Annotated in this window: 9 protein-coding genes; 1 reads left to right on the top strand and 8 read right to left on the bottom strand. The window is 62.7% G+C overall.

What is annotated here, in order from left to right:
- Positions 1-75 precede the first annotated feature (75 nt).
- From C4S68_RS15665 to C4S68_RS15640, 6 genes are all read right to left on the bottom strand, one after another.
- Positions 76-3,912 carry a TonB-dependent receptor gene (locus tag C4S68_RS15665; protein WP_103934019.1) on the bottom strand — a complete coding sequence of 1,279 codons (3,837 nt, stop codon included), beginning with the start codon at positions 3,910-3,912 and terminating at the stop codon, positions 76-78.
- A gap of 428 nt (positions 3,913-4,340) precedes the next feature.
- On the bottom strand, positions 4,341-5,384 hold the full coding sequence (glk, locus tag C4S68_RS15660) for a glucokinase (RefSeq protein WP_103934018.1): 1,044 nt from the start codon (positions 5,382-5,384) through the stop codon (positions 4,341-4,343).
- Positions 5,385-5,529: 145 nt separating this feature from the next.
- On the bottom strand, positions 5,530-6,336 hold the full coding sequence (pgl, locus tag C4S68_RS15655; RefSeq protein ID WP_103934017.1) for a 6-phosphogluconolactonase: 807 nt from the start codon (positions 6,334-6,336) through the stop codon (positions 5,530-5,532).
- 152 nt (positions 6,337-6,488) lie between these two features.
- Complete coding sequence (gene zwf / locus C4S68_RS15650; RefSeq protein WP_103934016.1) at positions 6,489-8,036, bottom strand: glucose-6-phosphate dehydrogenase; 1,548 nt, start codon at positions 8,034-8,036, stop codon at positions 6,489-6,491.
- A gap of 115 nt (positions 8,037-8,151) precedes the next feature.
- Positions 8,152-9,057, bottom strand: a complete 906-nt coding sequence (gene gnd, locus C4S68_RS15645) for a phosphogluconate dehydrogenase (NAD(+)-dependent, decarboxylating) (protein WP_103934015.1) — start codon at positions 9,055-9,057, stop codon at positions 8,152-8,154.
- 171 nt (positions 9,058-9,228) lie between these two features.
- Positions 9,229-10,116: an oxidoreductase gene (locus C4S68_RS15640; RefSeq protein ID WP_103934014.1), complete on the bottom strand. Its 888-nt coding sequence runs from the start codon at positions 10,114-10,116 to the stop codon at positions 9,229-9,231.
- Between the two features lie 135 nt (positions 10,117-10,251).
- Between C4S68_RS15640 and C4S68_RS15635 the strand changes: the two genes are divergently transcribed.
- The gene (locus C4S68_RS15635; RefSeq protein ID WP_235011631.1) at positions 10,252-10,851 is read left to right on the top strand and encodes a YkgJ family cysteine cluster protein; all 600 of its coding nucleotides are present in this window, start codon (positions 10,252-10,254) and stop codon (positions 10,849-10,851) included.
- A 169-nt stretch (positions 10,852-11,020) separates the two neighbouring features.
- Here C4S68_RS15635 and rpiA read toward each other — a convergent pair whose 3' ends face one another.
- Positions 11,021-11,716, bottom strand: a complete 696-nt coding sequence (gene rpiA, locus C4S68_RS15630; RefSeq protein ID WP_103934013.1) for a ribose-5-phosphate isomerase RpiA — start codon at positions 11,714-11,716, stop codon at positions 11,021-11,023.
- Positions 11,717-11,748: 32 nt separating this feature from the next.
- The gene (locus C4S68_RS15625; protein ID WP_103934012.1) at positions 11,749-12,918 is read right to left on the bottom strand and encodes a TIGR03435 family protein; all 1,170 of its coding nucleotides are present in this window, start codon (positions 12,916-12,918) and stop codon (positions 11,749-11,751) included.
- Positions 12,919-13,008 lie beyond the last annotated feature (90 nt).

The following is a 13,008-nucleotide window of genomic DNA, read 5'->3' as shown; positions in this document are numbered from 1 at the left end:
GCGGTTGAGTCTAAGCAGGCAAAGCAGACGGCCACTCCCGTCGGAGTGGCCGTTCGCTGTCGTGATGGTTGTGGGTTAGAAGTTGAGGCGAGCCGTCAGCTGTACCGACTTACGCGGCGCCGAAGCGTTCGGAGCGACGGTGCCGAAAGCCGAGTTGCCGACTGCAGTGCTGCCCATGGAGAACAGCGTGTAGTTGGTGACGTTGTACCACTCAGCGCGGAAGTCCAGCGAGGAGTGCTCGAGGTGCAGAGGGACGGTCCGAACCAGCGCGAGGTCGAGCTGGTAGAGACCCTGGCCGTACAGGTTATAGGCTGCGGTGCGAGGTGCATTGCCGAAGGTGTATGACGGCGCGTAGGGGGTGTTGAGGCAGGACGTCTGACCGGAAGGAGCCGCCGGATTGATGAACGGCCCGGTGGGAGGCGTGACAGTGCTGCAGACGCTGGGTTGAATGAAGTAGGTCGACGCGTAGTTGCCGTATGTCACGCCCGAGCCCCACTTCCCGTTGATGCGGGGGTTGCCGCTCCAGCTGGGGTTGAGTGTCGGTTCGCAGGTGGACTGTGCCTGGTTGGTCTGGCAGGAGGAACCGGTGATCGCGAGGGGCGAACCGGTGTATGCCTGGAAGACGCTCGACAGCTTGAAGCCGCCGAAGGCCGCCCGCTCCCATGCGTGGTTTGCGAAAACCTGCTTGCCGAATGGCAGCTCATACACGGCAGTCGCTACGAAGTGATGCTTCTGGTTGGTCGTGGAGGTGGTGCGCTCGATGCGATCCGCCGCCCAGGAGACGTTGGGCTCGTTGGCGATGGTGCCAGCCGGAATGGCATACCCGGTCCGGAAGGTGCCGCCATCATCGATGGAGTGAGCCCACGTGTAATTGATCATGAAGGTCAGGCCGTGCTGCGGACGCATGTTGGCCTGAAGCTGCAGGGCGTTGTAGTTCGCGTTGCCCACATAACCGAAGCTGTCGCTGACGCTCTGGAACGGGAAGGGCTTAAGCGCGACGTTCAGCTGCTGGCCCGTGTTGAAGTTTGACGGGCAGGCCAGCGAGTACGTGGTGCAGTCTGCAGTTTCCGTCGCTCCCGTGTCGGCCAGGTGCGATCCCAGGTAGAGGTACTTGGGATCGAGCTGATCGGCGTAGTAGCCGCGGGGATTACCGCCGTCTGTGGGCAGGAAATGACCCTGCGATCCGACGTACGTCATCGTCGTGGTGATGGCCGTAGTCCACTGGTGCTGCATGCCGAACGTCCAGTTGATGAACTCAGGAGCCCGCGAGCCGAGATACGGATCGGTGTAGCCCATGCTCTGAGGGGAAGAGGTCAGCGCCGGAGACGCCGTATAGCTTGAGCCATAACCAGGGCCCGAAGCGACTCCGGTTGGGAGCGTATATCCCGGGAGGACATAGCCAGAGGCTGCCGTTAGCGGAGCTGTGCTGAGGAGCGAGCCGCTTGCGGACTGGGAAAGACCACCCGAGAAGCCCAGGGTGCCGAGGCTGGTGGCCGAACCGCCAACCGCACCACCATGGGTGAACATGATGCCGTAGCTGGCGCGGAGAACGGTCTTGTCGTCAAGCTGGTAAGCCAGACCGAGACGGGGTCCGAAGTTCTTGTACCACTTCTGGACCGGCGTATCGCAGTTGCAGGTGTTGGTGCCATAGCCAGTGAACAGGAGAGCGCCATTTGCTCCAGTGACGGGGTTGGCGGTTGTCGGCGAGAAGAAGCTGCCGGCGTCATGCACTTCGCGGAGGGACGGGAAATAATCCCAACGCAGGCCCACGTCAAGGGTCAGCTTGCTCGATACCTTCCAGTTGTCCTGGACATACGGCGAGATAGGACGGAAGCGAGCGCCATAGATCTGCTGAAGGTATTGCGTGAAGCTAGCCTTATCGATCTGGCCGATGAGGAAGCTGGCGTAAGAGTATCCAGTGTTGGCGATGCCCGTGTAGGCGTTGCTCAGCCCTTCGGTTTCGGTTACTGCCGTGGCGAGAGTGAGATCGGTCGAGCCGCCGGTTGCGTTATTCACGTTGTAGAGGAGCCAGGCGATCTGCGCACCGAAGGTGAGGTTATGGCGCCCCTTGACCCACTGGACGTTGTCGACCAGGGTGTAGTTCTGGGCGATGGTAACGCTGGGTGTGGTCCCAGCCCACTGTGTAGGAGCGTTGGTACCAGCGAAGGTGGTGATGGGGAACGCCTGCGAAGCGGGACCGGACGGGAGACCGGGGGACGCCTCTGAGATCCCCATAGCCGTAGCCGCATAAGCCGGCGACTGATCGGCGTCGAAGGTAGGACCGTTGTAGCGGGCGTAGCCGTACTTGAGTTGGTTGACGACGTTTGGTGTGAACGTGTGGGTCAGCTCGACGATGCCGACAGCGGTCTTTGGCGCGTAGGTCTGACCGTAGTTGTAAGGAATGGGGCCGACGTTTCGGCCCGAGGTCGTCTGGCCGACGGGGTTCGAACTGGCCTGGCGGCCAATGGCGGCCATGAACGTGACGTTGTCCTTCTTGCTTGCGACCCAGTCGATACGGTCAGTGGTCGACCAATTCACGAGGCCCGTCTTGTTCTTGGCGATGAAGTTGTTCTGGTTTCCTGTACCAATGCCCGAGGGGAGGAAGCTCTGCATCTTGAGAGCCACGGCAGAGAATTCGCTTGCCGGGATGACGTCGACGCCCGCGGCGCCTCCGGGACCCAGAACCGGGTCGCCTGCACTGGCGGCGGCTCCGGTGCCTGAAGTAGGTGTTCCACCATAGACATAGCCATAGCGGTAGCGGCAGGGCTTGCCGCCGTTGTTGGCGGTGCACTGGGTCTGCGTGTTGGGATCGAAGATGCCGCCCGTCACGACGCCCTGGAAGTTACCTTGCTGCTGCGCGAGCGTGGGGAATGTGATGGCGGTGGGCGTCTCGCTAGCGTAGCGGAAGCCGTTGTAGTTGCCGAAGGCGAAGAGCTTATCGCGCCACTTGCCCACAGGGACGAGCGGACCGCTGAGGTTGATGCCGTACTCGTTGGAGTTCTCGATCGGCTTCTTGACGACGCCGGTTACCGGATTCGGAGCGGGGCCGAAGAAGCCCCAGGTGTCAAGCGCGGTGTTGCGGAAGAACTCGTAGAGGCTGCCGTGGTAGCTGCGACCGCCCTGCTTGATGACGTAGTTCTGGATGCCCTGCCCCTCGTACACTGCCGAGTAGCCAGAGGTCTGGAGCTGGAACTGATCGACCGCGTCGACCGAGATCGCGGTCCATACGTAGCGGGGATCGCCGTTGCCGCCCGCGCGAACGAAGGCCACGCCGTCGACGTAGACGTCAGAGACAGCGCCCTTGGAACCGGAGCCGTTGACGATACCGGTATTGGTGGTGGGGTTGCCGCTGGTGTTGTTGCCCTGCACGCCAGGCATCAGGAACGCGAAGTCCGTGGCGCGGCGCTGATCGGCCTGGCCGTAGGCACCCATTTCGATCGGCAGCGCGGAGTACATCTCGTTCTCCATCGTTGCGCCGAGGGTGGCATTGGTCGTTTCAAGCTGGGGAGGAATCGTATCGACGGTGACCGAGACGTCGGTGCCGCCCACGGTAAGCTTGGGGCTCAGGGAGACAGTCTCGAGCGCGTTGACCGTTATGTTGTTCTGGACGAGCTTCTCGAAGCCTGAAGCCGACACCGTGACGGAATAGGCGCCAGGATCGAGGGAGACAGTAAAGTCGCCAGACGAAGTGCTGACGGCCTTCGTGGAGACGCCGTTGGCGATGCTGGTAGCGGTGATGGTCGCGCCCGGGACAGCCGCGCCCGTCGGATCGAGCACGGTACCGGAGATCGCGCCCTTACCGGCAAGCTGCGCGAGCGCGGAGCCGCCCGAAAGGAGCAGCAGCGCCAGGAAAAGCGCCACTGCATACCGAAGGGTCTCGGCTGGTTTCTTGATTAGAGATGGGAAGGTCATTTGGCTCCTCAGAAAGTTGCAGTCATGCGCAAACCGCCTGGACGGCGTGATTACCGTTCTCGTTGCGGTCCACCTGCTTCTGCGACTCGAAAGCCTCTACCCTGCACAACACAGCTGTCAAGCTAACCGGGAAGCCAGTCATACAGAAATGAGCGATGCCGGCGATACGTCGTGCGACAAATATCTACTTTTCAATGACTTACGTTGAGTTAACAAAAATTCACAATCCGCACTGACAGCCTTGGAGGATTAGCGCTAACTGTCAGACCGCCTAGCCAAATACGTACCGATTTGGCGCCGACCTGTCAGACTGCTCTCGGCGTCCGAGTTTGGGACAGGCAGTGAACGATCGTGGCCGGCGCGATGTACCAAAACAGAACAGGGAGCCTCGAGGCTCCCTGTCAGTCAGGTCGGGCGGCTTGCAGAATTCAGCTGGAGGTCGAAGCGGCGCGCTCCGAGTGTCCACTGAGCTCGGCGGCGCGAGCTTCCGCGTACGCAGCGGCCCCCAGAAGGGCGCACGTGTCGTCGAGGATGATGCGTACCGGGACGGCATGCAGCAGCGGCGAGAGACGCCCCTTGTCGAGGAAGGCCTTCACAAACTCACCGTTCTGCATGGTCTTCATGATCTTGGGAGCGATGCCGCCACCGAGGTAGATGCCTCCCATGGCGAGGACCTTGAGAGCGACGTTACCGGCCTCGGCTCCGTAGGACGACACGAACATCTTCAGAGCTTCGGCGCAGATGGGGCTCGAGCCGTCCTCGCCGCACTGGCCGATGACGGCGTTGGGATCTTCCTTCGCGATGCGCTCGCGGAGCCACTCGGGCTCTTCCATCTTCTGGTCGTCGCGGAGGAAGGCATAGATGTTCTTGATGCCGATCCCCGAAACCACGCGCTCGTAGCTGACACGGCCATTCAGCGTCCGCTGCAGGTAATGGAGGAGAGCGATCTCCTGGTCGTTGCGTGGAGCGAAGTCGGTGTGGCCGCCTTCGCTGGGCAGGGGGTGATGCTGACGGGATTTAGGGTCCCAGATGAGGAGGGCTTCGCCAAGACCGGTGCCTGCGGAGACGAGGCCCCGGTGTCCGACGACGGCGGGATCGCCGGCATAGAGCGTGAAGACGGCCTCGGGAGCGAGCTCGGGGATGCCGTAGCCGTTGGCTTCGAGGTCGTTGATGAGGAAGATGTGCTCGATGCCGAGGGATTTTGCGAGGAGGCGCTGGTCGAGCTCCCAGGGAAGGTTGGTCAACTTGAGGCGGCCATCGCGGACTGGGCCGGGGCAACCGAAGCAGGCTGCCACGACCTGGGCGACTTCTTTGCCGTCCTGCTGGGCAAAGAAAGCCTTCACCACGTCGTCGAGGCTGGCGAACTCACCAGCAGGGAACTTGTGGTCCCGCACTGGGGCAAGTCTGCCGTCCGCAAAGTTGTACAAAGCCAGGTGGACCTTGGTCCCGCCTACATCACCAGCAAGAATCATCGAGCCTCAGTTCCAGTCGTGTCAGTCAACGCGCCAACCTTATCATCTTTGGCGGACTGGATTCATCGGCCTTTCGGACGATTTCCCGGGCACGACCCCGGTGGACAAACGATAGCTCTAACCGCGATGTTCAGCCGGCTGAACCTTAGATCTCCAGTGTGCCGACCCTGGGCTGCCCGTCATTGAGCACCGATGCCGCTGGCAGTTTGGCGGCAGCAACCTCGTCCAGCAGCAGGAGGAGCTTGCCGTTGGAAGGGCGGATGAGCTGCGAGGGCAGGCGGTCGACGTCGCGGGGGCCGGTGAGGACCTTTGCGAGGACGTCGGTCTTCTCTTCGCCTGCGATCTCGAAGACCACCTCCGCGCCCTGGTTGATGACGGGCGAGGTGAGCGTGATACGCCAGGTGTCCTTCTCAGGCACGTAGTTCGCGACGCAGATGCGGCCAAGCTCGTTGATGGCGTCGGTATGCGGGAAGAGCGAGGCGGTGTGGCCGTCCGGGCCCATGCCGAGCTCGATCATGTCAAAGTGCGGGCTCTCAGCGCCTTCGAGCTTGAGGGCGTTGCGGATCGTCGCCTCATAGCGCGAGGCGGCTTCCTCGGGATCGAGCTCGCCTTCCATGCGGAAGACGTTGGCGGCGGGGATGCCGACCTTGCTCAGGAGCAGATCGCGGCAGACGCCGTAGTTGGAGTCAGGATGCGAGGGCGGGACGCAGCGCTCGTCGACCCAGAAGAGCTGCAGCTTGTCCCACGGGATTGTCGCGGCGAACGGGTGCGATGGGTCGGCGAGGATCTTGAACATCGCCTGCGGGGTAGAGCCGCCGGAGATAGCGAGACGCGCGATGCCGCGCGAGGCTACTGCCTGCTCAATCTTGTGCGCGAAGCGAGTCGCGGCAGCGAGGGCCATGGCCGGGGCGTCGGGGAAGACTTCGTAGGTAACTTGGACGGGACGAGGCATGAGTGAGGGTCCAGAGTTCAGGGCTCAGGGCCCAGAACGCTCAGCGTTGTGGCGAGGACGCCAGTTGTCGTTGGATGCGAGACCGCAAAAAAGGGATTGGGCCCAGGATTCGAAATTCTGAACCCTGAGCCCTGGGCCCTACACCCTGTCTCTTACAGCTTGCGCCACTTGCGACCGTCGGCCTTGAGCATGGCATCGGCCATGACGGGGCCCCAGGTACCGGCAGCGTAGTTGGGGAAGTCCTTGACCGGATCCTTGGCCCAGGCCTGGAGAATCGGGGTCATGAGCGCCCAGGTGGCTTCGACGCCGTCGCGGTGAGCGAAGAGCGTACCGTCGCCGAGCATCGCGTCCAGCAGCAGACGCTCGTAGCCGTTGGCCGAGCTGGCGCCGAAGGCATCCGCGTAGCTGAAGTTCATGTTCACCGAGCTCATGCTCATGTTCGGGCCAGGGACCTTGGCCGCGAAGCGCAGCGCGATACCTTCATCGGGCTGGATGCGCATGGAGATGACGTTCGGCTTGATGCCTTCGCCACCCTTGCCTTCGCCGTCCTTGAAGAGCATGAGCGGCGGCTGCTTGAACTGGATGGTGATCTCGGTGACGCGCTTGGCCATACGCTTGCCGGCGCGGATGTAGATGGGCACGCCAGCCCAGCGCCAGTTGTCGATCTCCACGCGAAGAGCAGCGTAGGTCTCGGTCTGCGAGCGGGGATGCACACGGTCTTCCTGGCGATAGCCGACGACGGCCTTGCCATCGACGAGGCCAGGGCCGTATTGGCCACGCACCGTATCCGCCGGATGGATGGGCTTGATCGAGCGCCAGACCTTGACCTTCTCGGTGCGGACGGCATCCGCGTCGAAGCCAGATGGAGCTTCCATCGCGATGAAGGACAGCACTTCCATCACGTGGTTCTGTACAACGTCACGAAGCGCACCGGCCTGCTCATAGAACGGGCCGCGGCCTTCGATGCCGATGGATTCGGCAGCGGTGATCTCGACGTGGTCGATGTAGTTGCGATTCCAGACGGGCTCGAAGATACCGTTGGCGAAGCGGAAGACGAGGATGTTCTGCACCGTCTCCTTGCCGAGGTAGTGATCGATGCGGAAGATCTGGCTTTCGTCGAACACCTTGTTGACTTCATCGCTGAGCGCGCGGGCCGACTCGAGGTCGTGGCCGAAGGGCTTTTCGATGACGGTGCGGACCCAGTGCTTTTCACCGGCGCCAGGCTTGTTCATGCCATGCTTGCCGAGGAAGCCCACGATGTCGGAGAAGTACTCCGGCGCAACGGAAAGATAGAAGAGGCGGTTGCCCTTGGTGTTGAACTGGGCATCCATGTCCTCGAGCTTCTTCTTGAGGCCGGCGTAACCGCCCTCATCATCGAAGTTCATGGCGAAGTACTGAACGCGCTCCATGAAGGGATCGAGGTTGGGGTCGTTGGTCTCGACGCCGCCGCCCTTGACGATACCGTCCTTCATGTCGTCAGCGAAGGTCGCGCTGAGATCGCGACGGGCAACACCCAGGACTGCGAAGTCTTCCGGCAGGAAGCCGGACTGCTCCAGGTGATACAGAGCGGGGAGAAGCTTGCGCTTGGTCAGATCGCCCGATGCGCCGAAGATGACGACAACGCAGGGGTCGGGCCGACGGTCGAGGTGCTGGCTGCGCTCCAGCGCCGCCGGACTTACGTTCACTTGGGTAGTTGCCATTTCGTTCTCCTGGGAGATCGAGTATCCGGGAGGCGGGCGACGAGATGCGAGGGAGGCCGAGCCTCGATCGTATCGTGCATCTCACCCGCAACTCGTATCTCGCATCTCGCGATTGCTATGCCTTCTTAACTGCGTGACCGCCAAACTCATTGCGCATGACGGCGAGCATGCGATCGGTGAAGTTGTTCTCTTCACGCGAACGCAGACGACGAATCAACGACTCTGTGATGACCGGCGCGGAGACGTTCAGATCGATCGCCTCGTATACCGTCCAACGACCTTCGCCGGAATCGGGGACATAGGCCTCTAGGCCATCCAGCTCCGGGTTCTTCTTGAGCGCGTCTGCCGTGAGATCCAGCAGCCACGAGCGAACGACCGAACCATAGCGCCAGATCTCGGAGATCTGCGTGAGATCGAGGCCGAGCACCTTCTTGGCCTTCATGATCGAGAAGCCTTCGGCATAGGACTGCATCATGCCGTACTCGATGCCGTTGTGAATCATCTTGACGAAGTGGCCGGAGCCCGAAGGTCCGACGCGTCCCCAGCCCTTGTCGGGTGCAGGCGCGAGCGCTTCGAAGATGGGACGGAGGCGCTCGACGACATCGTCGTCACCGCCAATCATCATCGAGTAGCCCTCGGTGATGCCCCAGATACCGCCGGAGGTCCCGCAATCGAGAAACTCGAAGCCCTGGGGCTTGAGCTCGTCGTGACGGCGCTGCGTGTCCTTGTAGTTGGAGTTGCCGCCATCGATGAAGATGTCGCCCTGAGAGCACATGGGCTTCAGCTTCGCGATGGTCTCGTCAACCGGATCGCCGGCGGGCACCATGATCCAGATGGCGCGAGGCGCCTGCAGGTTCTTTACGAGGTCTTCCAGCGTGGTCACACCCACGGAGCCCGCATCGTTGAGCCGCTGTACCGCTTCGGCTGAAAAATCAAATCCCACGACCTTGTGGCCGGCGCGGCGAAGACGCTCCGCCATGTTGCCGCCCATCTTGCCGAGTCCGATCAGTCCAAGTTCCATTCACCTGTCCTCATGACGCGTGGAGCGCCATATAAAGAGTAACCGTAATCGTCGTCAAACGGGGCCGTCCGCTCATCGCCGGATCTCGTGAAAACGGTCTCTTCATGCAAATTTTCAGCTTTGGCCTGCTGGTCCGGCCAGGCCCCTCCTGGGCTGACTGGGACGAATGCTCTACTCAAAGTCCGTCGCGGCCCCAAAGGCTTCCCACTGCTCCAACTCCGTGCCAAGCGCCGTAAGCTGGTTCTTCCAGCGCTGAATCGCGATCTTGCCGAGGACGAGGTGCTTCGGCGGGTGGGGCGCGCTGACTGCGGCGACGATCGCCTCAATGGCCTTCTGCGGATCGCCGGGTTGCAGGCCGGATTGGGTGCGAAGGTACTCGCGGGCCTTGCCAGCGGTGGCGCGGTAGTCGTCGATCTCGACGGCAGCCTCCTGCCCGGACCGGCCGAGGAAGTCGGTGCGGAAGGGGCCGGGCTCGACGACGGTGACGTTCACACCGAGCGGCGCCATCTCGCCCGCGAGGGCCTGGCTGAGGCCTTCGACCGCGAACTTGGTCGCATTGTAGTAGCCCCATCCGGGCGAGCCGATGAGGCCGCCAATAGACGAGAGATTCACGATGCTGCCGGAACGCCGCGCGCGGAACTGCGGCAGAAGCGCCTTGGTCACGCCGAGCAGGCCGAAGACGTTGGTCTCGAACATGGGACGGAGCTCGTCCTCGGAGACCTCTTCGATGGCGCCATTGACGCCGTAACCCGCGTTGTTCACCAGCACATCGATGTAGCCGAGCTTCGCGAGCGCGCTGCTGACGGCTGCCTCGATCTGCCCGGGCTTCGTGACGTCGAGCGCCTCGGGGAAGACGTTGCCGGGATACTTCGCGGCGAGGCCCGCGAGGGACTCGGGCTTGCGAGCCGTCGCAATCACCTTCGCGCCGAGGGTCGCGAGGTATTCGGTGAGCAGGAAACCGAAGCCTGTGGACGCACCGGTGATGAACCAGTTCTTGCCGCTCTGCGAGGTGGGATCACCTGCGAGGGCTGCCTTCGGAGAGGGTTCCTCGAATGCCATGCGTTAAAAGACGCCCGAGACCACCGCAACGATGCAAACGTTGCCATCTGTTCATGTGGCCAGTGCCGGCATTCCTGCGCAGGACAAACGTTCGCTGGCGCGTTTTGCAGTACGCTGACCGAAGGAGACCCAGACGTGACTTCGGCGGGCAAATCCCTGTTTCCACTCTTCCCGATGGTCGACGCGGCGCTCGCGTCCGCGGCCGAACGCTCGGGTGCCTGGCTGGCTTGCCGGCCGGGTTGCCATCAATGCTGCGTGGGAGTCTTCCCTATCTCGCCGCTGGACGCAGCCGTGCTGCGCGAAGGCCTTGCGGCTGCGGCAGAGGACGTCCGCCAGCGAGTGATCGCACGCGCCGAAGCGAGCCGCGAGCGGCTGATCGCGATGGGCTTCCCGGGAGATGCTGCGACGGGCGAGCTCTTCACTGAAGATGGGCAAGAAGAGGCGTTCGAGGACTACGCGAACGATGAGGTGTGCCCGGCGCTCGACCCGGCCAGCGGAACCTGCGACCTGTACGCGCATCGCCCGGTCCAGTGCAGGACCTTCGGACCTCCGGTGCGCGATGAAGACGGCGCGCTGACGGTGTGCGAACTCTGCTTTGTGGACGCACCCGAGGAAGAGGTCGAACGCTGCGAGATGGACCAGAGCTGGCGCGGGCTGGAGGCTGAGCTGATCGAGGAGATCGATGCGGAAGATCGTCCTACTTTGGTGGCGTTTGCGTTGACGGCCAGAGCTTAGCTGTGGAGAGCGCGGTCTGTCGCTCGCAAGTGGCCCGGGGAAATTGCAGCCGGTTAGGGCTCCGTCGTTCTGGGGATTCGCAGACCTGTTTTGTTGGGGCGGAGCTTCAGCCCCGCCCAACAAAGCGATTTCGGTCAAGATGCTGTTCGGATCATGCATCTCGGCGCTGCTACGCTTCCCTCTCCTCCACACCATTCTCGCCCGCAATCAGCACCTTCGAGGCCATGCCGAGGAAGAGGCCGTGTTCGACGACGCCGACGATGGAGCGAATCTCCGCGGCGGTCTCTTCGGGGTCTTCGATCACACCGCAGTGGCAGTCGAGGAGGTAGTTCTGCTCGTCGGTGAGAACGGGGCCGCTGTCGTCTTTCTTCCTGCGGAGGACGGGGTTGAGGCCAAGGTCGGCGAGGCGGCGCTCAACGAGTGGCCTCGCCATCTTGATGATCTCCACGGGCAGAGGGAACTTGCCGAGCTTGGGGACCATCTTCGACTGGTCGACGACGCAGATGAACTTCTCTGCGGCGCTGGCGACGATCTTTTCGCGCAGCAGGGCGGCGCCACCGCCCTTGATGAGGTAGAACTCGCCGTTGGGGCTGATGGCGACCTCATCGGCGCCGTCGATGTAGAGATCGAGCTCGGGGAGCTCTTCGAGCGTGACGACGTCCATGCCGAGGGAGCGGCCAAGCTCAGTCGAGGAGTCGGAGGAGGCGACGCAGCGGATCTTGAGGCCTTCGGCCTGCACGCGTGCGCCAAGCGCCTTGATGAACGCCACCGACGTGGAGCCGGTGCCGAGTCCCACCCGCATGCCGCTTTCGACCATCTCCGCGGCGCGTTTGCCTACCAGTGCCTTTGCTTCGTCCTGAGTCATGCGGCGATTCGTCCTCACCTCAACGATACAGCCTAGTTTGCGGTGGGGTGTTCGACGTGCTTCACGACGTACACCTTGGTGGAAAGATGGGTGGCTTCGACCTTGAGGGCGAGCTGCTCCTGGATCGCGGTGAAGAGGACAGGAGGCGCGTTGGAGTCTATCGCGGGCGGAGCGTCGTTGCGGGTGAAGCTGAGCCGGAAGTCGAAGCGGCCCGAGAGGTCGGTCTTGTTCACGACGGGGCGGTCTTCCCAATAGGAAAGCTCGCTCGCGAACTCATCGAGCGAGATGTTCTCGTAGACGAAGCTCTGCACGCCGTTGTTGCCGTTGCCGTTGACGTTGGGCAGCGTGTTGCCGGTGGCGCTGGGCGTCAGCTTCGGCGCGTCCTTCGTCTTCACGAGGGCGTAGACGGGAATCTCGCGCGCCTGCTCCTCGAGCACGAGACCGAAGCGATCGGCGAGCAGCTTGCGGAACATGTTGCGGAACTGCGCAAGACTGGGATCGCCGGGCGTGTCGCTGATGCCGCTGATCTCCCAGCGCTCGCTCTTGATCCACGAAGGCGCATCGATGATCTGCGTGCGGTGGATGTTGTAAGCGAAGTCAATGATGGTCTCGAGGTTCTGGTTGTGGGCGCGGGAGCGGGTACCGTCCTGCTGAAAGCCGGTGTTGTGCAGGTCGGGGTCGGCGAGGCGGATGGTGGCGACCTCGAAGGAGGGGTCGGCGGCGGGGTCCATCGCTGCGCTGATCTTCGGGATCTCCCAGGCGGCATCACCGGCGACGTGCGCGAGATTGAGAGGAACGGATTTGCCGCGGACGGTCCAGGTTCCGGTAAGAGAGGCATGGTCGGCGCTGAAGGCGCCGCTGAAGGTGGCCTCGATGTTCGAGAGGCTGAACGAGACGGCGGTCTTCGATACCTCCAGTGTGGAGGTTGCGTGAGCACTGGAGGAGTTCTCCTCGTCGAGCAGGTAGACGAAGCCACGTTTGGCGGCGACCTCCGGAAGGAGAAGGACGACGCGCTCGGGCTTCTCGCCTGCGGTAGTTCCCTGCCACTGGCCCGTTGCCGGGGCCTGGGCGTGGGCTCGGATCGTTGCTGCGCCGAAGCTGAGAATCGCCAGCACGGCCGCCAGGACGATGCGGGTCACGAGGAGGGCGAGCGAGGGCTTTTGGTCCGGCCGCTGGCTCGTTGGTTGACGGCTGGTGGTCATGCGCAGCTCCGGGAAGACAGGATCTGCTGCCAGATACGCGAGGACCGTGCTGGTTGTTCCAGCTTGATTGCAAAAGCAAAAAGGCCGGAG

It is taken from the genome of Bryocella elongata, assembly GCF_900108185.1.
Classification (GTDB): Bacteria; Acidobacteriota; Terriglobia; order Terriglobales; family Acidobacteriaceae; genus Granulicella; species Granulicella elongata.
This window is presented reverse-complemented; position numbering and strand designations above follow the sequence as displayed.

Bases quoted from the DNA above. Each gene is read 5' to 3' on its own strand.
- C4S68_RS15665 (WP_103934019.1), bottom strand. From the start codon at position 3,912: ATGACCTTCCCATCTCTAATCAAGAAACCAGCCGAGACCCTTCGGTAT.
- glk (WP_103934018.1), bottom strand. From the start codon at position 5,384: ATGATTCTTGCTGGTGATGTAGGCGGGACCAAGGTCCACCTGGCTTTG.
- pgl (WP_103934017.1), bottom strand. From the start codon at position 6,336: ATGCCTCGTCCCGTCCAAGTTACCTACGAAGTCTTCCCCGACGCCCCG.
- zwf (WP_103934016.1), bottom strand. From the start codon at position 8,036: ATGGCAACTACCCAAGTGAACGTAAGTCCGGCGGCGCTGGAGCGCAGC.
- gnd (WP_103934015.1), bottom strand. From the start codon at position 9,057: ATGGAACTTGGACTGATCGGACTCGGCAAGATGGGCGGCAACATGGCG.
- C4S68_RS15640 (WP_103934014.1), bottom strand. From the start codon at position 10,116: ATGGCATTCGAGGAACCCTCTCCGAAGGCAGCCCTCGCAGGTGATCCC.
- rpiA (WP_103934013.1), bottom strand. From the start codon at position 11,716: ATGACTCAGGACGAAGCAAAGGCACTGGTAGGCAAACGCGCCGCGGAG.
- C4S68_RS15625 (WP_103934012.1), bottom strand. From the start codon at position 12,918: ATGACCACCAGCCGTCAACCAACGAGCCAGCGGCCGGACCAAAAGCCC.